24 protein-coding genes and 1 pseudogene are annotated in these 24403 nt (G+C 35.7%); 21 read left to right on the top strand and 4 right to left on the bottom strand.

The window, feature by feature from the left end:
• Positions 1-214: 214 nt before the first annotated feature.
• Positions 215-748, top strand: a complete 534-nt coding sequence (locus AC1M36_RS23340) for a transglycosylase SLT domain-containing protein (RefSeq protein ID WP_336453753.1) — start codon at positions 215-217, stop codon at positions 746-748.
• Positions 749-759: 11 nt separating this feature from the next.
• On the opposite strand, the gene AC1M36_RS23335 is transcribed toward AC1M36_RS23340, so the two are convergent.
• Together AC1M36_RS23335 and AC1M36_RS23330 are read right to left on the bottom strand one after the other, a co-directional pair.
• Positions 760-1563: a DUF4931 domain-containing protein gene (locus tag AC1M36_RS23335; protein ID WP_336453752.1), complete on the bottom strand. Its 804-nt coding sequence runs from the start codon at positions 1561-1563 to the stop codon at positions 760-762.
• Between the two features lie 149 nt (positions 1564-1712).
• Positions 1713-1835, bottom strand: coding sequence for a spore coat protein B (locus AC1M36_RS23330; protein WP_336453751.1), 123 nt, complete (start codon positions 1833-1835; stop codon positions 1713-1715).
• A gap of 422 nt (positions 1836-2257) precedes the next feature.
• Between AC1M36_RS23330 and AC1M36_RS23325 the strand changes: the two genes are divergently transcribed.
• The 7 genes and pseudogenes from AC1M36_RS23325 to AC1M36_RS23295 all read left to right on the top strand — a co-directional run bounded on the left by AC1M36_RS23325 (position 2258) and on the right by AC1M36_RS23295 (position 10098).
• A complete protein-coding gene (locus tag AC1M36_RS23325) occupies positions 2258-2392 on the top strand; it encodes an RAxF-45 family protein (RefSeq protein WP_309232263.1) in 135 nt (44 codons plus the stop codon).
• Positions 2393-2464: 72 nt separating this feature from the next.
• Positions 2465-4399, top strand: a complete 1935-nt coding sequence (abc-f, locus tag AC1M36_RS23320) for a ribosomal protection-like ABC-F family protein (protein ID WP_336453794.1) — start codon at positions 2465-2467, stop codon at positions 4397-4399.
• A gap of 406 nt (positions 4400-4805) precedes the next feature.
• Positions 4806-5998 (top strand): annotated as a pseudogene (locus AC1M36_RS23315) (sensor histidine kinase).
• On the top strand, positions 5995-6657 hold the full coding sequence (locus tag AC1M36_RS23310; RefSeq protein WP_479846233.1) for a response regulator: 663 nt from the start codon (positions 5995-5997) through the stop codon (positions 6655-6657). Before AC1M36_RS23315 ends, AC1M36_RS23310 begins: the two are co-directional and overlap by 4 nt.
• Before the next feature lie 139 nt (positions 6658-6796).
• On the top strand, positions 6797-7729 hold the full coding sequence (locus tag AC1M36_RS23305) for an ABC transporter ATP-binding protein (protein WP_336453748.1): 933 nt from the start codon (positions 6797-6799) through the stop codon (positions 7727-7729).
• Between the two features lie 15 nt (positions 7730-7744).
• On the top strand, positions 7745-8941 hold the full coding sequence (locus tag AC1M36_RS23300) for an ABC transporter permease (RefSeq protein ID WP_479846232.1): 1197 nt from the start codon (positions 7745-7747) through the stop codon (positions 8939-8941).
• 11 nt (positions 8942-8952) lie between these two features.
• Complete coding sequence (locus AC1M36_RS23295; RefSeq protein WP_336453746.1) at positions 8953-10098, top strand: ABC transporter permease; 1146 nt, start codon at positions 8953-8955, stop codon at positions 10096-10098.
• 17 nt (positions 10099-10115) lie between these two features.
• Here the strand turns inward: AC1M36_RS23295 and AC1M36_RS23290 are convergent, their stop codons facing one another.
• A complete protein-coding gene (locus tag AC1M36_RS23290; protein WP_174102624.1) occupies positions 10116-10313 on the bottom strand; it encodes a hypothetical protein in 198 nt (65 codons plus the stop codon).
• Positions 10314-10541: 228 nt separating this feature from the next.
• On the opposite strand from AC1M36_RS23290, the gene AC1M36_RS23285 reads away from it, so the two are divergent.
• The 6 genes from AC1M36_RS23285 to AC1M36_RS23260 all read left to right on the top strand — a co-directional run bounded on the left by AC1M36_RS23285 (position 10542) and on the right by AC1M36_RS23260 (position 18165).
• On the top strand, positions 10542-12245 hold the full coding sequence (locus AC1M36_RS23285) for an ABC transporter substrate-binding protein (RefSeq protein ID WP_336453744.1): 1704 nt from the start codon (positions 10542-10544) through the stop codon (positions 12243-12245).
• Between the two features lie 243 nt (positions 12246-12488).
• Complete coding sequence (locus AC1M36_RS23280) at positions 12489-14216, top strand: ABC transporter substrate-binding protein (protein WP_336453743.1); 1728 nt, start codon at positions 12489-12491, stop codon at positions 14214-14216.
• Between the two features lie 109 nt (positions 14217-14325).
• Complete coding sequence (locus AC1M36_RS23275; RefSeq protein ID WP_336453742.1) at positions 14326-15282, top strand: ABC transporter permease; 957 nt, start codon at positions 14326-14328, stop codon at positions 15280-15282.
• 12 nt (positions 15283-15294) lie between these two features.
• Entirely contained in the window at positions 15295-16212 is a 918-nt protein-coding gene (gene opp4C / locus AC1M36_RS23270) for an oligopeptide ABC transporter permease (RefSeq protein WP_336453741.1), read from the top strand.
• Positions 16213-16222: 10 nt separating this feature from the next.
• Positions 16223-17203 (top strand): ABC transporter ATP-binding protein, encoded by a 981-nt coding sequence (locus tag AC1M36_RS23265; protein ID WP_336453740.1) that lies wholly within the window; start codon positions 16223-16225, stop codon positions 17201-17203.
• On the top strand, positions 17200-18165 hold the full coding sequence (locus AC1M36_RS23260) for an ABC transporter ATP-binding protein (protein WP_336453739.1): 966 nt from the start codon (positions 17200-17202) through the stop codon (positions 18163-18165). Before AC1M36_RS23265 ends, AC1M36_RS23260 begins: the two co-directional genes overlap by 4 nt.
• A gap of 235 nt (positions 18166-18400) precedes the next feature.
• Here AC1M36_RS23260 and AC1M36_RS23255 read toward each other — a convergent pair whose 3' ends face one another.
• Entirely contained in the window at positions 18401-19270 is an 870-nt protein-coding gene (locus tag AC1M36_RS23255; RefSeq protein WP_420792374.1) for a Cof-type HAD-IIB family hydrolase, read from the bottom strand.
• A gap of 768 nt (positions 19271-20038) precedes the next feature.
• On the opposite strand from AC1M36_RS23255, the gene AC1M36_RS23250 reads away from it, so the two are divergent.
• The 7 genes from AC1M36_RS23250 to AC1M36_RS23220 all read left to right on the top strand — a co-directional run bounded on the left by AC1M36_RS23250 (position 20039) and on the right by AC1M36_RS23220 (position 24345).
• Positions 20039-20149 (top strand): DUF3948 family protein, encoded by a 111-nt coding sequence (locus tag AC1M36_RS23250; protein WP_018782013.1) that lies wholly within the window; start codon positions 20039-20041, stop codon positions 20147-20149.
• 77 nt (positions 20150-20226) lie between these two features.
• Positions 20227-20337, top strand: coding sequence for a DUF3948 family protein (locus AC1M36_RS23245; RefSeq protein ID WP_336453737.1), 111 nt, complete (start codon positions 20227-20229; stop codon positions 20335-20337).
• Between the two features lie 60 nt (positions 20338-20397).
• Positions 20398-20511: a DUF3948 family protein gene (locus tag AC1M36_RS23240; RefSeq protein WP_336453736.1), complete on the top strand. Its 114-nt coding sequence runs from the start codon at positions 20398-20400 to the stop codon at positions 20509-20511.
• Positions 20512-20569: 58 nt separating this feature from the next.
• Positions 20570-20683, top strand: a complete 114-nt coding sequence (locus AC1M36_RS23235) for a DUF3948 family protein (protein ID WP_336453735.1) — start codon at positions 20570-20572, stop codon at positions 20681-20683.
• Between the two features lie 366 nt (positions 20684-21049).
• Positions 21050-22168, top strand: coding sequence for a 4-hydroxyphenylpyruvate dioxygenase (gene hppD, locus AC1M36_RS23230; protein ID WP_017154241.1), 1119 nt, complete (start codon positions 21050-21052; stop codon positions 22166-22168).
• An 82-nt stretch (positions 22169-22250) separates the two neighbouring features.
• On the top strand, positions 22251-23207 hold the full coding sequence (locus tag AC1M36_RS23225) for a fumarylacetoacetate hydrolase family protein (protein ID WP_336453734.1): 957 nt from the start codon (positions 22251-22253) through the stop codon (positions 23205-23207).
• Positions 23173-24345 (top strand): homogentisate 1,2-dioxygenase, encoded by a 1173-nt coding sequence (locus tag AC1M36_RS23220; protein WP_336453733.1) that lies wholly within the window; start codon positions 23173-23175, stop codon positions 24343-24345. Before AC1M36_RS23225 ends, AC1M36_RS23220 begins: the two co-directional genes overlap by 35 nt.
• The last annotated feature ends 58 nt before the right edge of the window (positions 24346-24403 follow it).

Here is a 24403-nt window from a genome sequence, read left to right as displayed (position 1 = left end):
AGGGAATCCATTTGAAATAGAGATTGGAAGAAATTACACATGAAAGAATGTTACATTCCTTATTATGTTTCACGGTTTATTTCTTAGAAAATCAGTCTCAAGAATGATGTGAAGGTAGATAATTGTCTGGTATGATTGAAGAGTAATAGAATGCAGGTGATTGTAAGGAAAGGCTGAAAGGGGAAAAATTTCAGCAGAGAAAGAGGTAGAAGTAGTGAAAAAATTCTTTGTAGGATTTTTAGTTGTTCTTGGGATGTATTTGTATTTCCAAGGAGAGTCTGAAGGAATGGAAAGATCGAAGAATCAAGTAAGTTATGTTGATTCAGAGGAAGCTAAACAAATGAAACAAATTATTATTGAAGAAGCAAAAAAAGTAAATCTTCCAGAATGGATACCTCTTACAATTGCCGAGCATGAAAGTCGTTTGAATCCACGAAGTATTGGGGACAATGGTACTTCTTTTGGATTGTTTCAGTTACATCGAGGTGGGGGGCTTGCTCCTGATCACTTAACGGACGATCAATTGAAAGATCCACGGACAAATGCTCAAATTGCCATGCCTCATTTAATGAAAGGGTATAAAAGAGGTATGGAAAAAGGTTTGACTGATTTCCAATTACTAAAATATATAGCAAATACATCTGGATGGCCAGGTAATTTAGGACCTGAGTGGACAGATAAAAATATGAAGTATAACGTTGGGCTAGAGGACGTGTACTATCGAAATAAAGGGATAATGAAAGAGTAGGGGCCTCGCACCTACTCTATTTTTTTATTAGAAAAAGTTCTATTTTCCTCACCTTTATTTATAAAGTATTGTTCGAGTTGTTGCTTTACATCTTCTAGCTTTGTAGAAACTTGAGGGATTTTATATCCGACATATAATGGTGAAACGACAAAGCGTGGAACCACCTTACAAATAATTTTTTCATCAAGGTGATAGAAGAATAAATTATAGCTGCTGCACCCTTTGTGAAAGTCTGTGAGTACATAACGCACAGTTTGCTGAATATAATGTGCCATTATGTCGATGGCTTTGATGTTTTTAATGACGATGTTAAATTCCGTAAATCCGATAATTGGTCGTGTAGAAATATTGAGTTCAATCTGTTCATCTCTTTCAACAATTACACCTTGAAAGTTTTCAGGTGCGATATTTTCCAAGTAGTCTACATATTTCATTCCGATAATTTGCATATGTGCATGATGCAAGCTCCCGCCTGAAAATGGACCGTGATTTTTATATAAAATAACAGAAGTAAATTCATTACTATTCTCTAATGCGAGCCAATGTTTAATTGAGAAATGAATTAATTTCTGCATATGCTCTTGTGTATAGGTTGCAATATGATCATCACAATTATCTGTTTCAATAAGAACGGTTTGGAATGTATCTTTCAGTGTTGGAAATTTATTTTTTAACCAAATAATAGAACCTTCTGTTTCTAAAATATCAGTAAGACTATCTCTATCGCAAAAAGGACAAGCGGTATTTTTGTTGTGAATGCTTTCTGGTTTTTGTTTGCTAATATCATTTAAAAAATAAAGTTGTTGTGTATCCATTCGTATATGCCCCTTTGAAAATGTATGTAAAATTCCCGTTTACTATATTCGTGAAAGGAGAAGAGAAATCCTGTATCGTGAGAAGAGGAGAAGGAACAACAAAAAAACAAAAGACAAGATATCCTAGTTGCATGAGGGTATCTTGTCTTTTATTTTTTCTGTAATAATGTGTATGGATAATATAGATTATTTTCATTCTGTTTCTTTTTTCTATTTTTTAGTGTGTACAGAGTGACAATTGTGCTTGCGATTGTAATAATAGCTTTCTTCATATTCCTTTACCCCTTTTTACTTTTCATTTAATTCTTGGCTAACTGCTTTTGCATCAATTAAAGCGTGGAGAAGCATTTTTACCATGTTCATCATTTTTATTCCTCCTTTTATAGTTGGTTTAGTTCTTTTACCACTGCTTGTCCGTTCACTAACGTTTCGAAGATTGCTTTTACGATTTCTTTCATCATGATTGGTTCCTCCTTTTGTTTATCTCTTGTTTACATCTTTATTGTAAAGGGAGGCACCGTTTCGTACTATCGCTTTCCATTACGTGAACATAACAGTTTTGTAAGATTGGATGTCATTTGTTGAAATGTTTAGTCTATCTTCATTATTTTCAGAAAAATGACTATTCAAACATGGAATGGGGCAGTATAATATAGAAGTAAGTATTAAATTTCGTACGAAAGGAGTGAATGAGATGAAACGTTCTTTAGCTGCGCGCGCAAAATTTTTAGATTTTATTTATTTTTGTCGTGCGATTTTTCATGATGTGGTTGCTAACGGGATACGTATGCCCTTTTTTAGCAATTGCATAGTAGCTATTGAACGATAGAAATCTCTTCACCCATTTTATAAACGTGTGAAAAGGGAGGCTATTTTGCTTCCTTTTTCTATGCCAAAAACCATGGGGAAAGTTTCTTTCCTCATGGTTTTTTTTACGTTGAAAGGAGTACGGAAAATGACAATTTGTAGTGTAAACAATATAACGAAATCTTTTGGTGGAAACATCATATTTGAAAATATATCACTTGAAATTAAGACTGGTGAACGAATTGGATTAGTTGGCCGAAATGGTAGCGGAAAGACGACGATTTTTCAATTGTTAACAGGAACTGAGAACGTAGATGCGGGTGCTATTCATATGAAGAAAGGAACCCGTATTGGTCACGTAGCACAAATTCCGAAGTTCGCTGATGAAATGACTGTATATGATGTATTAAGCGCTGCTTTTGTAAAAGAGAAAGAATTAGAAATAGAAATGCGTCGTTTAGAGAAACGTATGACGAAGGAACAAGAACCAGCTGATTTACAAAAATTGATGGAGAAATATGGAGCGGTACAGGAACAATTCGCGTTCTTGGGCGGCTATGAAATAGAAGCGAATATCATGAAGGTAGCAAATGGTTTACAAGTGAAGGAGCTATTTCCACGAATTTTTACGCAGTTAAGTGGTGGAGAACAAACAAAGGTGAGTTTGGCCTATATGTTATTGCAGAAACCAGATTTATTGCTGTTAGATGAACCAACGAATCATTTAGATTTATTTGCAGTGGAGTGGCTTGAACAATTTTTAAAAGAGTATATAGGAACAGTTGTTGTCATTTCGCATGATCGTTATTTTCTTGATGAAGTTGTTACGAAAATTTTTGATTTAGAAGACGGAGAACTTCATGTCTATCATACGAATTACTCGCAGTTTGTGAAAGAGAAGGAAGAAAGACTGCTGCAAGAGTTTCAATCTTATCAAGAACAGCAAAAGAAAATAAAGAAAATGAAGGAAGCAATTAAGCGTTTAAGAGAATGGGCGAATCAAGCGAATCCTCCGAATGAAGGGTTGCATAAGAGAGCAAGAAATATGGAACGTGCATTAGAAAGAATGGAAAAGTTAAAAAAGCCGATTTTAGAAAGAAAACAGATGGGGCTCCAATTTGAAGGACAAGAGAGAAGTGGGAAAGATGTTGTTGTAATGAAGGAAGTTAGCAAAGGTTTTGCTAATCGTACTTTATTCCAAAAAGTAAATTTACATGTTCGTTTTCAAGAGCGCGCTGCTATTGTTGGACGTAACGGTACAGGAAAAACAACATTATTAAAGCTATTGTTAGAGGAAATGAAACCGGATACTGGCGAGATTCGAATTGGTAGTGGTGTGAAAGTTGGTTATTTATCGCAGCATGCATATGGGAATGTGAAATGTAATGTGTTAGAAGAATTTAGAGAATATGTAGCTGTAAGTGAAGGAGAAGCTCGCCATATATTAGCTCGCTTTTTATTTTATGGTCCAGCCGTTTTTAAAAAGGTCAATCAGCTTAGTGGTGGTGAACGGATGAGATTGCGTTTGGCACAACTTATGTATCAAGATATAAATTTCCTTGTGTTAGACGAACCTACAAATCACCTTGATATCGAATCAAGGGAAGTGCTAGAAGAAGCAATCGAACAATATAATGGAACAATCCTTGCTGTTTCACATGACCGTTATTTTTTAAATAAGTTATTTGAGAAAACGTATTGGATTGATGAACATAGATTATTTGAATTTGCGGGGAATTATGCTTGGGCACGTCAGAAATGGGCAGAAAGAATAGAGAAAGAAGAAGTGAAACAACAAAGGACTCCAAAAATTAAAGGAATGAATGTAAGAGTAAAAGAGAAAGAATTTAGTGGTATAGCCGAACTTGAAAATAAGCTTGTGCATATAGAAGAAGAGATATATGGACTGGAGTGTATAATGGAAGAAACAAGTGAGGTTGAAGTATTGGAACAGTTATACAAAGAGAAGACAGAAAAAGAACGATTACGGGCGGAATTATATAATCGATTAGATAGTATGATGGAATAGATGAAAAAACGAGTCATCCTCTCAACATATGTGGGGGTGACTTGTTTTATTAAATTGAGGTGTAAATGGTATAATTTTCTTGTTGTTATATTATGAGAACAGTTTACCCCGCATTAACGAGCAGTAATACTCCCACCTCAAAATTCGGCGAAAGCATTGTCCAACTCTAGCAGCTAGAATCTCCGGTCGTTCCGCCCCCTCGGACGAGGCAAAAAGCGCCTCTCTGCCAGGGGCGCGGGCGTCCTACGATTCTGAGCGAGCTGCTTCCGCTTTTCTAAAGAAGGTAGGTGGGAGATAAACTATAAACTGCCCGTAACAGCCCAATTGGTGAGGGCTGATTAAAGTTTCACTTTATAAAAAAGTTAGTGTGATTGAAAATAATATTTCAAAATGTGAGGAGAATTGTATGTTAGGGTATGCGCGTATCATTACGATTGTTATTATTTGCATTGTATATATGATTTATGTTTCACGTGAAACAGTAGATTTGAAAATCTTTGTTGGTTTTTCATTATTTGTTTACATTGTAAATCATATTTTACTTATGCAACCACATCAAGGAAAGCGGCGTGATATATATATATTACTTTCAAATGGAGTAATTACAGCTCTGTTAGGGTTTTTATTTCCAGAAACATCTTTATATTTAATTATATTTGGAATTGATGCAGTAGGATTATTTATAAATGTACAGCGGAAAATAGTTGTATATTTTTTTGTGAGTTTTTCTTTGTATGTTGGTTTGCTATTTTACTATATACATATTGGGATGTTGGAGAGATAAGGGGTTGGGAAAATGCTATTAATTTTATGTTCATTGTCTTCAGTGCTTTAGCGGGAAACTTAATTAAAAAACTTACAGTAGCTCGCCAAACTGTTGATGATCAATATGAAAAATTGGCATTATCACATACAGCTCTAAAAGAAGCGCATGAACAGTTGCAGCTTTATGCAAAAGAAGTAGAGGAATTAACTACAGTTCGAGAGAGGAACGATATTGCCCGAGAAATTCATGATACAGTCGGTCATAATATGACGGCATTGCTTGTTCAGTTACAGCTAGCGGAGGCTTTATGGAAGCAAAAGTCAGATATTACGGAAGAAGTGTTACATACATGTCATGAATTAGCTAGAAAGTCCCTTCAAGAGGTAAGAGCTTCAGTCCGTGCATTGAAGGAAGAAAAAAATGTAGGAAATATAATAGAAAGTATGAAAGAAATGATCCAAGACTTTTCAAAAGTAACAAAAGTACAAGTAACTTTTCATTTACAAGGTGACCCAATTATCATTCCGTTGTCATTGCAACCTACATTGTTACGTACTATGCAAGAGTCATTAACGAACGCGAAACGCCATGGGAAAGCTAGTTTATGTGAAGTAAAGTTATCTTGTCTAGATGAAAAAGTGATATTATCGATCTCTGATAATGGCATCGGTGTAAATGAAGTGAGTCCTGGTTTTGGATTAATGAATATGAAAGAGCGCGTAGAGGAACATGGTGGAATGATTCGATTTGAGAGTGAAAGTGAAAAGGGATTTCGATTAAAGGTTGAATTCCCACTTAAGGAGAAATTGTGGGTAATAGGAGGAACGATATGATTCGTATTATGATCGTTGATGATCAGTCACTGATTCGGGATGGTTTAGCAATGTTATTAAATCTACGCCCAGAACTTGAAGTGGTAGGAACTGCGAATGATGGGGATGAAGTAGTTCAAAGAGCAGAACAATTACAACCTGAAATTATTTTAATGGATATTCGTATGCCTCGTACCAATGGAGTTGAAGGAACTCGTCTTATAAGGGAAAGGTTTCCCAATATGAAAGTTCTTATGCTGACGACATTTAATGATAGTGAACTTATTTTTGAAGCTTTGGAACAAGGAGCAAGTGGTTATTTATTAAAGGATATGGAGACAGATGTAATTGTTCAGGCAATATTAACAGTCCATGGAGGCGGAGCTGTTCTTCCACAAGATATAACTGCTCAAATTGTGAAGGAATTAAAAAGAACAAAAGTAATGGATATATCAGAGCAGAATCAGCCAAAGCAAATGGAACAATTAACAGAGCGTGAAATAGATGTATTAAGGGAGCTTGGATTTGGATTAAACAATAAAGAAATTGCAGAAAAGTTGTTTATTACAGAGGGAACTGTAAAAAATCATGTGTCTAATGTAATTAGTAAGCTTGAGCTAAGAGATCGGACACAAGCAGCTATATACGCGGTGAGATACGGTATTACAACATACACATGACTTTTAGCATAGAGAAGAACGAAAAAGTAGCAAATGATGCTGCTTTTTTTATTTTATATTTCTATCTTAAGGGTGATGGAAGAAAGAGGATATTTTTTTAAAATGAGAGTGAAGACGAATGCAAAGGGGCTGAATCGACATGTTAGTCGTAGATCATATTACAAAATCGTTTGGGAAGAAAGAAGTTGTAAAGAATGTATTTTTTGAAGTGAAGAAGGGAGAAACATTTGGCTTGCTTGGTCCAAATGGTGCAGGAAAGTCGACGACGATATCAATGATTTGTGGGCTGATTCCATATGATGGTGGTGATATTAAAGTTGGAGGGAGATCTGTAAAAGAATATCCATTAGATGCAAAAAGGAAAATCGGAATCGTTCCTCAAGATATTGCTTTATATCCTACACTTTCAGCGAAAGAAAATTTAATCTTTTGGGGGAAAATGTATGGGTTAAGCGGGGCTGTTGCAAGGAAAAGAGCCGATGAAGTATTAGTATATGTAGGGTTACAAGATCGTGCAAAAGATAAAATTGAAACATTTTCAGGGGGCATGAAACGCCGCATTAATATTGGTGCAGCATTAATGCATGAACCAGAGCTATTAATTATGGATGAGCCGACAGTTGGGATTGACCCGCAATCGCGAAATCATATTTTAGAAACGGTAAAGGGATTAAATGAAAAAGGTATGACCGTCATTTATACAAGTCATTACATGGAAGAAGTGGAGTATTTATGTGAACGGATTGCGATTGTAGATCATGGAAAAGTAATTGCATTAGGAACGAAAAGGGAATTATGCAACCGTCTAGCAGATGGTTTTATGGTGAAGGTGCAATTAAATTGCTTTACCCAGGAGCTATTGAAGAGTGTAAAGACAATTCCCACTGTAGAACGAGTTGTCGTTGATGAGAAAACAAATACTCTTGATATTGGACTGAAGAACGGGGAAGCTGTTGGTACTGTTGTTTCGGTAGTTGTAGAAAATCAGGCACAAATTTTAAAGCTTGAAGTACAAGAACCAAATTTAGAAGCTCTTTTTTTACAGTTAACAGGACGTTCACTTCGTGATTGAGGAGGTTATAAGCTTATGAAAAGTTTTATTATTGCATGGAAAGATTTAAAAATTCGTTTCATAGATCGGCGTGGATTTATGATGATGTTACTTATGCCACTTCTATTAACAGCTATTTTAGGATCAGCACTAAGTAACATATTTGATAACGGAGGGTTACCGAAAACGGTAATTGGTTACTATCAAGAAGATACAGATGATTTTGCTGATATATTTCAAAAGGATATATTACATTCAAAAGAAATAAAAGACGATGTGAAAATAGAAATTGTAGCCTCGCAAAAAGAGTTAGAGAATCTGCTAAAGAAACAGAAGGTTGATGTAGGGATTATAATTCCAAGCGGTTGGAGCGAGCATATAAAGGATGGAAGATTAAAAGAAGTGAAATTGATTACTGATCCATCAAAAGATATACAAACAAAAATTGCTGAATCATTCATTCGTTCTTTTACAGATCGTGCACAAACAATTGCTATTTCTACTAAGACTGTCGTAACAGATGTTGCAAAATTACAGCCCGGGAGTATAGAACAGGTTGCAAAAGAGATAAGTACGAATTTGCAAACAGTGGCGACGTCCAATACCGATGGAGTTGAAAAAGGAACAATCGGTAAAAAAACAGTGACTGCGATGCAATATTATGCTGCTGCGATGTTAGTCATGTTTTTATTATTTAACATAACAGTAGGAGCAAAATCGATTATAACAGAGCAACGAACAGAAACATTAGCGAGACTATTAAGCACACCGACAAGCTCTTTTGCTATTTTATTAGGTAAATTTTTTGGCACATTACTATTTGCTTGTATACAATTTGGGGTATTTGTAGTTGCTACCCATTACGCATTTCATGTGAATTGGGGTGAAGATGTTTCACAAATTGCGGTATTAGGAATTGCGTATGCGATTTGTGTTTCTGGTTTATCTATGCTTATCGCGGCATTTATTCATGAAGAAAAAACAGCGGATTTAATGGGTGGCATTGGAATTCAGTTGTTAGCCATATTAGGAGGATCAATGTTACCAATCTATGTATTTCCGGATACTCTTCAAACAATTGCTGGCATCGCTCCGAATAAATGGGCACTTACAAGTTTCTTAAACATTATGTTAGGTACATCTTGGTATGCGTTACTTCCAGTTATCTTAAGTTTATCTATTGCAGGTGTTGTTTCTGTTATTATCGGAACATTTCGTTTGCAAGCAAGATAGGAGGAGAATCAATGAAGAAAGTTTGGGCGCTTTGCTGGCTCGAATTAAAACAAATTTTAATTAAGCCACAGAGCTATATAGTAATGTTTGGAATGCCGATTATTTTTACACTTATTTTTGGTGGGCTTTTAGGTGGAAGTGGAAACGAAAAAGTAAATATTAGTTTAGTTGACCAAGATGGGTCTATATTATCTAACTCCTACTATAAAGAAATAGAGAAAAGTGATTTAGTTTCTATAGAAAAGGTAACATACGAAGAAGCAAAACAGAAAATCGAAAATAAAAAGTCCTCGGGTATTGTGATAATCCCAAAAGAATTTCAAAAGAGTATGGCAGACGGGAAGATAGAGAAGGTTAAATTCCAATCAAGCGCTGATTTTACAGGAGGAGCATCTGTAGAACAAGTGTTACAAAGCGCAATGAAAAAGATGAAAATAGAAGTAGCAGCAGCAAGGGATGTGGAGAAAAGAGGAGGAACGTCTTGGGAGAAGCTGTATGAAACGATCCATACAAAGGCAGAACCAGTTTCGCTTCAAAAGGAATCAATTGTCTCTGGGGAGATAAAGTTGAATAACGTATCAGGGCGATCTGCAGGATTTTCTATTCTGTTTGTAATGATTGTGATGCTAAGTGCAACGGGCACGATTTTAAAATCAAGACAGCTTGGCGTTTGGTATCGGTTATTAGGGGCTCCCGTTTCAAAGGCTCAAATACTTGGGGGATATATACTTTCTTTCTTTTTAATTGGGTGGATTCAGTTTGGGATTTTAATGTTGTTAACGAATGTTTTGTTCGGTGTTCAGTGGGGAAGTTTATTAGGAATTATCATACTTGTTTCAGCGTTGTTGTTAGCGGTAATTGGTTTAGCATTATTATTAGCAAGTATTGTGAAAACAACTGAGCAACAATCAGCTTTAGGTAATATCGTTGTGATTTCAACGTGCATGATTAGTGGGCTGTATTGGCCAATTGAAATAGAACCGGAATGGATGCAACAGGTAGCAAATTTTGTTCCACAAACTTGGGCAATGCGTGGATTTACAGAATTAATTGCAAGGGGAGGCACATTGCTAGATATAGCAGGGTATGTTGGTGTACTCATTTTATTTGCTGGTGTATTCTTTGTAATTGGTTTAAAAAGAATCCGTTATGATTGAAAAAAAGAAAGCAGAGTCTACAGCTTCGCCCGCTGAACCCTGCTTTCTTTTTGTGTATCGTCTTCCCCTATAGAAATAGTGATTGCAATTCCGAGCATAAAGAAAAATGCTAAAAAGAGGACGAACTTTGGGAAGAACGGGAATAGTAGCAATGCCCCAACTATCATGAGTGTCAATGCAACATAGTGCAAGACATATTGGAATAGTTTGTCCATATTTTCGCCCCCTTTTTGATAAGTTGTTATTATCCTATGCCTGTCTAGCAAATAATAGAATTCCTTTTTATTATTTCTTTATTGTAAAAAGGAATGATTGACACAATAGAAAGAAAGGAATAATCTTGAAATCAATCCATAGTATTTTTATGGGTAAAATAAAGATAGTTACAGGAAGGGGGCTAACTTCGTTGCATCGGCAAAAATTATAAAGTAAGGGTGAGGAATGTGAAAAAGGTATTTACAGGCTTGCTTGCCACTTTCTTGAGTACTTCTGTACTACTTGCAGGATGTGGTCAAGAAGAAGCGAGTACAAATGAAAAGGCAAGCGTACCAAAAGTAAAAGATGAATTTATTGAAGCAAGTGACAAATCAAAAAGTCCGGCAAAAGCAAAAGAACGAAAAGATACCTTTGTAATTGGAATGCCAAGTCCAGGAGGAATCTTCCTGCCGCACTTTATGGAAAATGGCTGGGATGGTAATATAACGCAAGCCATTTTTGCACCGCTAGTAGGATTAGGTAAGGAAGGGAAACCAATCCCGATTCTTGCGAAGAAATGGGATATTTCTACTGATCAACTTACATATACGTTTCATTTAAAAGACGATTTGAAATTTAGTGATGGTTCGCCATTAACAGCAGATGATGTGGCGTTTACATTAACGCTATTACATGACCCAACTTATAGCGGAGCAACAGATATAAGCCAGACTGCGATTAAAGGTGGTCAAGCTTATAAAGAAGGAAAAGCAAATACAATTGAAGGTATTCAAGTTGTTGATCCGAAAACGATTCAAATTACGACAGAAAAGGTAAATGCACAAACATTGTCTCTGATAGGTGGAGAAGTTATATCAAAAGCTTATTATGGTAAGGAATATAAGCAAGGGCATTTAGAGTATTTAAAAGAGTTATACGGAAAGCCAATGGGGGCAGGGGCGTACAAATTAGATAAATATATTCCGGGGCAGGAAGTTCGTTTTGTTGCAAATGAAAATTATTTTGAAGGAAAACCAAAGATTGAACATTTTATTTATAAAATTACAAAAGGTGATACGAAGCTTCAGCAATTTCAAACAGGTGAAGTAGATTATGATGGTTTTCAAACAAATGAGGAAACGGTTGAACAGTTAAAAGGATTGGGGTTCGCAAATATTAATGTGTATACGGGAAGTTCTTACGGCTATATTAAAATGAATTATAAGAAACCGTACTTTAAAGATAAGCGTGTCCGCCAAGCATTCATTTACGGATTAGAGCGCCAAAAAGTGATTGATACATACTTCCAAGGATATGCTTCACTCGTTAATGTACCGATTACTCCTGTTTCTTGGGCGTATACAGAAGAAGGTATTAATAAGTATGAGTATAATTTAAATAAGGCGAAAAAATTACTTGATGAGGCTGGGTGGAAAGAAGGCACGGATGGAATCCGTGAAAAAGATGGTCAAAAATTGAAAGTAAGTTACTTTGCTTCATCAGCAAGTAAAATCCATGATGTCATGATCCCGGTTATGGAAGAAGATTATAAAAAGCTTGGTGTAGACTTTAACCCTGAATATATGGACTTTAATACGATGATTTCAAAAGTAATTAAGGGAGATTACGACTTAGCGATGGTATCTACGCCAATGATTGATGATCCGAGTGGAACAATTGAAGAATTCGTTTCAATAAGTAAGCGAAATTATGATGGATATCATAATCCGAAAGTAGATGAATTGGCAACAGAGGCGTTGCAAACATTAGACATTGAAAAAAGAAAAGAGATTTATAAGAAACTGTATCAAGAACTTAGTGAAGATCCGCCAGTTATATTCTTAAATAATAGTAAAATTGTATCTGCACATAATGCGAGAATACAAGGATTACAGGAAGATAATTATAACGGAATATTATTAAGCTTACCTAAATTACAGATTCAACAATAATTTTGTAAAAATTCTTGAAATATTTATATAGAAAGAATTGACAAAATATAATGAACGATATAAGCTAATAACCATAAAGTCTACCGGAAAAGTCGGAATAAGATTGTTACCCCTCATAAAACATCTATTTTTTTATATTTAAAACCGACTTTTCCGATGGATTATAAAACATGTTGCTTGGAAGGCATACATTAGGCAAGCAGTTCATAAAGTGTAATTATTAAAAAAGTTAGGGTGGGGACAATGAAGAAAAAGTCAAAAAAATGGGCTGGGGTATTTTCGGTCTTACTGAGTAGTTCGCTTGTGTTATCCGCTTGTGGGGGACAGGAGGATAAGGCTTCAACTGAGCCGGCTAAACAGCAGGATGTAAAAGATTTAAAAATAGAGAAGGTTACAGCGACAGACAAGTCAAAAAATCCTGAGAAAGCGAAACAACGAAAAGATACGCTTATTGTCGGGATTTCAAAACCTGGTGGCGTGTTCTTACCATATTTCCAAGAAAATGGATGGGATGGTAACGTAACATCTGTTATATTTGCTTCTCTTGTATCAACAGATAAGCAAGGGAAACCAGTTCCAGAGCTTGCAGAGAAATGGGATGTATCTTCTGACCAATTGAAGTACAAGTTCCACTTACGTAAAGATTTAAAATTTAGCGATGGTTCACCGTTAACAGCAGATGACGTAGCATTCACATTAACATTGCTACACGATAAGGCTTATGAGGGGAGCTCAGATATTTCACAATATGCAATTAAGGGTGGAAAAGATTATAAAGAGGGAAAAGCAACATCGATTGAAGGAATTAAGGTTGTTGACCCACAAACAATTGAAATTACGACGGAGAAGGTAAATTCTCAGGCGTTAACTGCTCTAGGTGGACCAGTATTATCTAAAGCTTATTATGGGAAAGATTATAAACAAAATACAAGTTTAGATTATTTAAAAGATTTATATGGTAAGCCAATTGCGGCAGGACCTTATAAATTTGAAAAATATGTTCCAGGTCAAGAGGTACGATTTGTAGCAAATGAGCACTACTATGCTGGCAAGCCTAAAGTGAAAAACTTTATTTATAAAATTACATCACCGGACACAAGCTTCCAGTTATTCCAAACGGGAGAAACAGATTATGATGGATTTGCTGCTAACAATGACAATATTGAACAGTTAAAAAGTCTAGGCTTTGCTAACTTCAATATTGAAACAGTGAGTTCATACTCATTTGTTTACATGAATAATAAAAAGCCATATTTAAAAGATAAAAAAGTACGTCAAGCACTTATTTATGGATTAGATCGTAAAAAATATGTAGATACAAACTTCCAAGGAAATGCTTCTGTTGCAAATATACCGATTTCACCGACTTCATGGGCATATGATGATAAGGGGATAAATCAGTATGAATACAATTTAGAGAAAGCGAAAAAATTGTTAGACGAAGCTGGTTGGAAAGTTGGATCTGATGGTATTCGTGAAAAAGATGGCCAGAAATTAAAGTTAAGCTATTATGCAGCAAGTGGAAGAAAGCAAGAGGAAGTATTTATCCCAATTGCAAAAGAGAACTATAAAGCATTAGGTGTGGAGTTCAATCCGGAAATTATGGACTTTAATACTCTTGTGTCGAAGCTTGGAAAGTTTGATTATGATTTAGCTGCTGTTGCAACGCCAATTCTTTCTGATCCAAATGACGCAGTAGCTGAATTTACATCTACACATCCAGATAATTCAGCAGGTTATAGTAATCCAAAAGTAGATGAATTAATTCAAAAAGGTATCGAGACAGTTGATATTGAAAAAAGAAAACCAATTTATAAAGAGTTATATAAAGAACTAAGCGATGATCCACCAGTAATTTTATTAAATTATCGTAAAGGTATTTCAGCGCACAATGCACGTGTAAAAGGAATTGATCCAGAAAAATACGATAGCATTAGTTCAAACCTACCTGTTTTATCTATTGAACAATAAGGATAAGTAAGGAAAAATAGAAGACATTTTTTCATACAGCTATAAGAGTGTGCTGTCTTGAAAAAGTGTTCTTCTATTTTTAAGTCAATATGATTGGGGAGACAAAAAGGTGAAAACATATATCATTCGTAGGTTTCTGCAAATGATTCCTACACTTTTTGGTACATCTATTATTATCTTTTTCTTATTCGCTCTCTTGCCGGGGGATTATGTGGATTCAAATCCAAAGTTGACGCCAGAAAGAGCGCAAGAGTTAAGAGAACTGTATGGATTAAATAAGCCTATTATTGAAAGGTACTTTCATTGGTTAGGTAATGCGTTACATGGAGATTTTGGTTTCTCGTTGCAATATCAAGAGCCTGTAACATCATTGCTTAATAAATTTATTTGGAATACTTTTATTGTTGCGGTTGCCGCTTTATTTTTTACTTGGTTAATTGCTCTTATTATCGGTGTTGTTTCGGCGACAAGGCAGCATTCATGGTTCGATGGACTTGTTACAATTGGTGTCTTTGCAGCGATGTCATTTCCATCATTTTTTATTGGTTTGTTTTTAATTAAGGTATTTGCTGTTGATTTTCATTTATTACCGATTGGTGGCATGATTGATATAGGAAGTAATTCGACAGGTCTTACGTACATACTAGAAGTGCTAAGGCACATGATTTTACCGGTATTTATTTTAACACTTCTTGGTGTTGGATCATTAACTCGTTATTTTAGAACAAGCATGCTTGAGGTTGTAAGACAAGATTATATTCGAACAGCTCGTGCTAAAGGGTTGAAGGAAAGAGTTGTCATTTATAAACATGCATTGAAAAATGCAATTTTACCAGCGATTACGTTACTTGCATTTGAATTACCAGGGTTGTTCTCCGGTGCAATTATTATTGAGCAAATCTTTAATTGGCCAGGTATTGGGAGTATTCAATTAGAAGCGTTGAGTTTTCGTGATTATACAGTGTTAATGGCATTTACAATGTTTCTCTCTTGCCTAACAATTATCGCAAACTTTTTGGCAGATATCGTTTATGCGATTGTCGATCCACGTATTCGATTAAAGTAAGGAGGGAGAAAGATGGAGTCTATTGTAACAGTAAAGAAGAAAAAAAGAGAAAAACGAAATGTGACTTCACCATGGGGTCAAGCATTTACTAGAATTAAGAAAAATAAATTAGCATTGTTTGGTTTTTATATCCTAATTTTTATGTTTGTATTTTGTTTTATTGGACCATTTTTTTCACCATATGCTTCTGGAACAATTCAAGTAACACAAATTAATAAGCCACCGAGTTTTTCTCATTGGCTTGGTACAGATCAACTTGGAAGAGATATTTTAACACGATTAATGCAAGCGGGACGAATTTCATTAACAATTGGTTTAGCTTCGATGATATTATCTGTCATACTCGGTGCATTATTAGGAGCTATCTCTGGCTTTTATCGCGGTATTGTAGACCATATTATTATGCGTATTGCAGACGTGTTAATGTCTATTCCAGGATTACCATTACTTATTATTATGGGTGCTATTTTATCAGAATGGAAACTTCCATCTGAATATCGACTGTATGTTGTTATGATCATGTTAAGTTTGATTGGATGGCCGGGACTTGCACGTCTGGTACGAGGACAGATCTTGTCGCTTCGAGAACAATCATTTATGCAAGCTGCTGATGTATTAGGATTAAAGGATTACCGAAAGATCGTACATCATTTAATTCCGAATGTATTCCCTTTATTAATTGTTGTAGCAACATTAGGTGTAGCAGGAGCTATTTTAAGTGAATCAGCATTAAGTTATCTAGGCCTTGGAGTTGTACCTCCTACGCCATCATGGGGGAATATGATTAGTGCAGCGAACTCATTAATTGATTTCCAAAAGCGTCCATGGTTATGGATTCCGCCTGGTTTTGCAATTTTTATAACAGTTGTATCAATTAACTTACTTGGTGATGCACTTCGTGATGCATTAGATCCAAAGATGAAGCGGTAGGTGAGGAAGCATGAGTAAAGCGGTAGTAGAGCTAAAGGATTTACAAACACACTTTCAGACAGAAGAAGGTACGGTAAAGGCCGTCAATCATGTTAGCTTTTCCGTACGAGAAGGTGAAACAGTTTGTGTAGTAGGAGAATCAGGTTGTGGGAAAAGTGTAACAGCTTTATCTATTATGGGACTTATTGCTGAATCTGGAGGCATTGTTGGCGGTGATATTCTTTATGAAGGGCAAAGTCTTTTAGGAATGAAAGAGAAGGAACTTCGTAGTTTAAGAGGAAATGACATTGCGATGATTTTCCAAGAGCCAATGACATCCCTTAACCCAGTATTTACTGTTGGAGAACAAATTGTGGAAACGTTAAGAGAACATGAACTCCTTAGTAAAAATGAGGCATATAAAAAAGCGATTGAACTCATTCGTAAGGTGGGTATTGCGCGTGCGGATGAAATTGTACATTCCTATCCACATGAGTTAAGTGGTGGGATGTTACAACGAATTATGATTGCTGTCGCACTTAGTTGTAATCCGAAGTTGTTAATTGCTGACGAACCAACAACAGCTCTTGATGTTACGATTCAAGCACAAATATTAGATTTATTAAGACAAGTAAAAGAAGAATTTAAAACATCTATTTTATTAATTACACATGATTTAGGTGTTGTCGCAGAAATGGCAGATTATGTTGTTGTAATGTATGGCGGTAAAGTCATTGAAGAAGCACCTGTACTAGAGCTATTCCAAAATCCGAAACACCCATATACAAAAGGGTTGCTAAAGTCAAAACCGATAATGGGAAAACGAACAGATAAATTGTATTCCATTCCGGGGCAAGTTCCAAACTTAGTTGGCTTAGGAGAGTTTTGCTACTTTAGTGGTCGCTGTGAACATTGCATGGACATATGCAAGAATGAAGCACCAGAGCTTAAGGTGCATGAAGAGAATCATAAAGTAGCTTGCTGGTTATATGAGGAGCGTGCTGAGCAATGAGTGAACCGTTATTAGAAGTAAAGAATTTAAAAACACATTTTCCAATTAAAGGCGGCGTATTTGGTAGAACGATTGGACATGTAAAGGCGGTAGATGGAGTAAGTTTTACAATTAATAAAGGCGAAGTATTTGGCCTTGTCGGTGAATCCGGAAGCGGAAAAACAACAATCGGAAAAACGATTCTTCGCCTTGTTCAGAAAACAGAAGGTGAAGTGAAATTTAAAGGAAAAGATGTTCATACGTTATCGAAAGAAGAACTGCGAAAACATCGTCCGAATATGCAACTTGTATTCCAAGATCCATTTAGTTCATTGAATCCACGGATGCGAATTGGTGAAGCACTTGGTGAACCAATGTTGGCGCATGGGCTAGCGACGAAAGAAAACGTTCGTGAAAAAGTATTAGAAGTGCTAGAGTTATGTGGGTTAGCACCATATCATATTGATCGTTATCCGCATGAATTTTCTGGAGGACAACGTCAGCGCATTGTTATTGCAAGGGCGATGGTATTAAATCCAGAGTTTATTGTTGCTGATGAACCCGTTGCAGCATTAGATGTATCGATTCAAGCGCAAATTATAAACTTGTTTAGTGAATTGCAAGAGAAAAAAGGTTTATCCTATTTATTCATTTCACATGATTTAAGTGTCGTCGAACATTTATGTACCAAAATTGGAATTATGTATTTAGGGACAATCGTGGAAACTGCACCTCGTGATGAATTGTTTGCAAATCCACTTCATCCGTATACGAAGGCATTGTTATCAGCTGTACCAATTCCAGATCCCACTGTTAAGCGCGAACGAATTATTTTGCAAGGTGATATTCCGAGTCCAGCGAATCCACCCTCAGGCTGCCGCTTTCATACACGTTGCCCGTTTGCAACAGATATTTGTAAGCAGACTATACCGGAATTTCGTGATATTAGAGAAGGACATCTTGTTGCTTGCCATCATGTATAAAAGAAAAGGACTTACTATAAGGAAACTTTATAAAAATATCGTAGATGAGGATGAGCGCGCAAAATGGTAAATGAAATTTTATTGGCGATTTTTTGAATATATCGATCGTTTCTCATCATATATCGGCGAGGGTATCGACCATTCGGCAAATAGCGATACAGAAAAAGAATCTGTTGTCTTTAGTTTCCCAACGCTTTAAGAAAAGGACCCTTCCAAATACGGAAGAGTCCTTATTTTATTTACTTGATGATGGTTGCAATACATACAGCTCAATTGCATGCGCAACACCATGCTCATCATTTGTTAATGTAACAACATCACATAATTTCTTTACATCTTCCTCAGCATTTCCCATTGCAACAGATAAGCCAGCTACTTCTAACATTGGTACATCATTAAAGTTATCACCGATTGCAATTGTATCCTGAATTGGAATGTTGAAATAAGATGCCATTTCTTGCAACCCATTTCCTTTATGGCCATGCTTGTCCATAATTTCTAAATTTGTTGGAGCCGATGCTGTGACCATAATTTCTTTATCTTCTTGTAAAGAATGCAGTAGTTGTGAACGATGTTCTGCATTAAATGTTAAAATGAAGAATTTCGAGATTTCTAAATCTGGATTATTTACAACATCTTCGATTTTTTGGAAATCAGTAATTAAGTTCGATTTTTTTTGCTTCTCTGTAATTCGTTCTAGTTCTTCAATTGTAACATCAAGTGCATGCTTATTTTCTTCGAATGTATGCATTACCTTTTCATTCCAATTATAAGGAGAATAAACTCCTTTGTTTGTGTACAGTTTATATGGGAATCCTTGAGATTCTAGTAATTTAGCTAGTTTGTATACTTTATCGTTTTGTAAACAACGTGCGTTAATTACTTTTCCATCAACATAAACAATTGCCCCATTGCTTGCTCCAACTGGAAGTGATAATTGATACTCTTCCAATAGCTTTAAAGCATCTTCTTTTGCACGACCAGAACAAATCATTACAATATGACCAGCTGCTTGAGCAGTGCGGATAGCTTGTAAGTTTTCTTTGGAAATTTCGAGATTAGATGATAGTAATGTACCATCCATATCTAGTGCGATTAATTTCAAAATGACCACCTCTTTGTTTTTATTATACATAGTTATCTTTAGGAAACATATAAACTTATCTTGGACTTTATGGAAATGTTAGTGTAAGGAATAAAAAAAGACTGCGTACAGTCTACTTTAGAGAGAGGTATGTGCTTGTATGACCTTGTTCAGTAATTGCTTCTATATCATTAGATAACCCTTTTATTAAATCAAGATGAATAAAGAGCGGTTTTGGACATTTTTTAATACCTTTCTATATTTGATGAAAAATGATAATGATCCATTTATCAATAGTATTGCATCAGCATCAGAGGTAAGGGCTTTGTTAATATTTTCGCATGTGCACGCGGCGATGAGACGTTGCTTTTTGAAGAAAGATTGTGTGTTCAATGGATATCCTTCCTTTACAATAAGACGCTATAGTTTCATTGTAAGCGGATAATGTTAAGGGAGTTTTAAATTAATGTTAACAAAAAGTAGTAGAAGAGCTGTTTATGACTCTTTTTACTACTTTTTTTATTGTGTAACTGTAATGTTACATTAGTATTACAAGTCTATACGTGTTGAAAAATGCTATATAAAGGGGTTTATGGATACATTTGAATAATTTCGTAAAAAAAATGTAATAAATTTTACGTATTTATATTGCAGTGTGAAAAAACTTATGTTACATTAATGTTACAAACGTTACACAAGTTAATTCAATGTAACGTTAAGATAAAAACTATGAATTAATCATTTCTTCGGAATTACATATAAATATCTATTAATAAGGAGAGAGTAAATATGAAAATCGAACAAGTATTACAAGTAACAAAAATGGATTTCTTAGGATCAGCAGGTGGAGCAGCAGTATTAACAGCATTAATCGTACTTCTTTCTAACGTTTTAGTATAATAGAAACTTTGTACAAGCAGTAGAACGGATCGTATTACATAAAAAGAAAGTTATGAATTGAAGGGAGAATGGGAAATATGAAAAACAAAGAAGTATTACAACTAACAAAAATGGACTTATTAGGATCAGCAGGAGTAGCAACAGTATTAACAGCATTAATCGTATTTCTTTCAAGTGCATTAGTATAATAGAAGTTTTGTACAGGTAATAAAGTAGTATAAGGAGTTTAAAATAAAGTTGAAAGGAGAATGAGGAATATGGAACAAGTATTACAAGTAACAAAAATGGATCTTTTAGGGGCAGCAGGTGGAGCAGCAGTATTAACAGCATTAATCGTATTTCTTTCTAACGTTTTAGTATAATAGAAGTTTGCATAAGTGATAAAGAGTATGCAGAGTTTAAAGTAAAGTTGAAAGGAGAATGAGGAGTATGGAACAAGTATTACAAGTAACAAAGATGGATTTCTTAGGGGCAGCAGGTGGAGCAGTAGTATTAACATCACTTATTGTATTCCTTGCAAATGTATTAGTATGATGAGTATAGATAAGAGGAATTTCTCATATGCTATTCGTACCATTATTCAAAAAAAATAAAGGCTCTAACATATTATAGATTGTTAATATGTTAGAGTCTTTTTTGTATTCTACTAGTTTTTTATTTGTTCTATATCCACAGCATTCAATCATATCCTTATATGTAGGAATTCCCTATTACTTGAAAGAGAAAAAAGTCGAATTTTATATGAGAGAAAAAAAGAGGAATTTGACAGAAAAGATAGAAAATTTTAAGAGTCAGAAATTTGTTAGCTTGCTAACTAATTTTTTTAGTGATAGCTGGAAGCGCTTTCGATTGGTTTAAAGTATGTAATATTTAATTTATTTACAGGGGGATGAGGAATTTATGAAACAAAAATCTATGGATACGTTAGCTGCACAAATGGAGGATTTCTTTCCGGTACGTGATGTCGATCATTTAGAATTTTATGTAGGAAATGCAAAGCAATCGAGTTATTACCTTGCGAGAGCGTTTGGGTTTAAAATTGTTGCCTATTCTGGATTGGAAACAGGAAATCGCGAAAAGGTATCGTATGTTCTTGTGCAAAAAAACATGCGTTTTGTTGTGTCTGGAACTTTAAATAGTGAAAGTCGTATTGCGGAATTTGTAAAAACTCATGGTGATGGAGTAAAAGACGTAGCTTTACTTGTTGACGATGTTGAAAAGGCCTATTCAGAAGCTGTAAAACGAGGTGCTGTTGCGATTGCTCCGCCGGAAGAATTAACGGATGAGCATGGGACATTAAAAAAGGCGGTTATCGGTACGTATGGCGATACAATCCATACTCTTGTGGAGCGTAAAAATTATAAAGGTAAATTTATGCCTGGTTATGAAGAAGTTGAATTCAATATTCCGAGTGAAGAATCAGGATTAATCGCTGTGGATCATGTTGTTGGTAACGTTGAAAAAATGGAAGAATGGGTTAGCTATTATGAAAATGTTATGGGCTTTAAACAAATGATTCATTTTGATGATGATGATATTAGTACGGAATATTCCGCTTTAATGTCAAAAGTTATGACAAATGGAAGTCGTATTAAGTTTCCAATTAATGAACCGGCAGATGGAAAGCGTAAATCACAAATCCAAGAATACTTAGAGTTTTATAATGGTGCAGGTGTACAACATTTAGCATTATTGACAAATGATATTGTGAAAACAGTTAAAGCGCTTCGTGCCAATGGAGTTGAGTTTTTAGATACACCAGACACGTATTATGATGAGTTAACAGCGCGCGTCGGTGAAATCGATGAAGAAGTTGATAAGTTAAAAGAACTTAAGATTCTTGTGGATCGTGATGAAGAAGGTTACTTGCTACAAATCTTTACGAAGCCAATCGTGGATCGTCCAACATTATTTATTGAAATTATTCAGCGTAAAGGTTCTCGTGGATTCGGGGAAGGAAACTTTAAGGCTTTATTTGAATCCATTGAAAGAGAACAAGAGCGCCGCGGAAATCTATAAAATTGTTATCGGTCAGTGGGGGATAGAGAAAACCCTCACTGATTAAAGTTTCACTTTATATAAACGGTGAGGAGGAATAGTGATGAAATTTATTACATTTCGTCTTCCTTCAGGAGAAATGCGTGCAGGTTGGCTGGAAGGTGACAAAGTCATCGATATGAATCTAGCAAGTAATGGAACTCTTCCTTCATCTATGCTCGCTTTTTTAGAGAAAGCGGATGAATATATAGAAATCGTACGTGGTATTCGAAAACCAACAAGTGGCGTGTACGCTTTGGAAGATGTGCAGCTTTGTGCAGCCATTCCTAATCCAGGTAGTATTCGTGATTTTTATGCGTTTGAGCAACATGTCAAAACGGCTCGCGGGCGACGTGGTTTAGATGTTGTTCCTGAGTGGTATGATATTCCGGTTTTTTATTTTACAAATCACCGTGCTGTTATTGGACCAGACGTTACAGTTTCTTGCCCGAAACAATCGCAAAAGCTTGACTATGAATTAGAAATTGCTTGTGTCATTGGGAAAGAGGGAAGAAATATTTCGCGTGAACAAGCCGAAGAATATATTTTTGGTTACTGTATTATGAATGATTGGAGTGCAAGGGATTTGCAAGCTAAGGAAATGAAAGTGGGGCTTGGTCCTGCAAAAGGAAAAGACTTTGCGACTTCATTAGGAGCATATCTTGTTACGAAAGAGGAGTTAGAAGCTTATCGCATAGGTGAACAGTATAACTTAGAAATGACTACTCACGTCAACGGAGAACTTTTGTCTAAAGGGAATCTTCAGGATATTTACTATACGTTTGCAGAAATGATAGAACGTGCCTCAGCGGATGTTACGTTATATCCAGGAGATGTAATTGGTTCGGGAACGGTTGGTACTGGCTGTATTTTAGAACTTGGTACAGAAAAGTGGTTACAAGATGGTGACGTTGTAGAACTTACAATCACTGGACTTGGCACATTACGTAATACAGTGAAAAAAGAAATGAAAGCGGGTGATGGGCATGTATTATCGTCACATGGGGGAGCTTCCTCATAAACGACATGTGCAATTTCGTAAAGAAGATGGATCACTTTATCGTGAACAGGTGATGGGAACGAAAGGTTTCTCTGGTACACAATCTATTTTGTATCATCATTATATGCCAACTGAAGTAGGACACGCCGCGCTAGCGCATTCCTGTCAGTTGCAGTATGAAGAAGATGTAGCGCTTGCTCATCGTCATTTTCGTACGAAGGAAAATAGAAAAACTGGTGATGCAGTAAGTGGAAGGAACTTTATATTAGGGAATGAGGATTTATTAATCGGTGTTGTGAATCCGACAGAAAAAATGGATTATTTCTATCGCAATGGTGATGGAGATGAAATGTTATTTGTTCATTATGGAACTGGGAAAATTGAGACAATGTTTGGAACGATTCATTACCGTAAAGGTGATTATGTAACGATTCCGATCGGAACAATTTATCGTGTTATTCCAGATGAGGGAGAGTCTAAGTTTCTTGTTGTAGAAGCGAATAGCCAAATTACAACGCCACGTCGTTATCGTAATGAGTATGGTCAATTGTTAGAACATAGTCCTTTCTGTGAAAGGGATATTAGAGGACCAGAGAAGTTAGAGACATATGACGAAAAAGGCGAGTTTGTCGTCATGACAAAGTCGAGAGGTTACATGCATAAACATATTATGCAGCATCACCCGTTAGATGTTGTCGGATGGGATGGATATTTATATCCTTGGGTCTTTAATGTGGAGGATTTTGAACCAATTACAGGTCGTATTCATCAGCCACCGCCAGTCCATCAAACTTTTGAAGGGCATAACTTTGTGATTTGTTCTTTTGTGCCGCGTTTATATGATTATCATCCAGACGCAATTCCAGCGCCGTATTATCATAGTAACGTAAATAGTGATGAAGTTCTTTATTATGTAGAAGGTAACTTCATGAGTAGAAAAGGTGTAGAAGAAGGTTCAATTACCCTTCATCCAAGTGGTATCCCGCATGGGCCACATCCTGGAAAAACAGAAGCGAGCTTAGGGAAAAAAGAAACAATTGAATTAGCAGTGATGATCGATACATTCCGTCCGCTTCGCATTGTGAAACAAGCGCATGAGACGGAAGATGAGAAATATATGTATAGTTGGATTGAGGAAGGTTCATATACTACGAAATAAAAAAAGAGGAATGCTCATTTTCTGAGCATTCCTCTTTTTTAGTTGGAATCGACAATGT

This window comes from Bacillus sp. Medicinal_06 (assembly GCF_056711665.1).
Note: the sequence above shows the minus strand (reverse complement) of the source record. Positions and strands in the feature narration are given on the sequence as shown.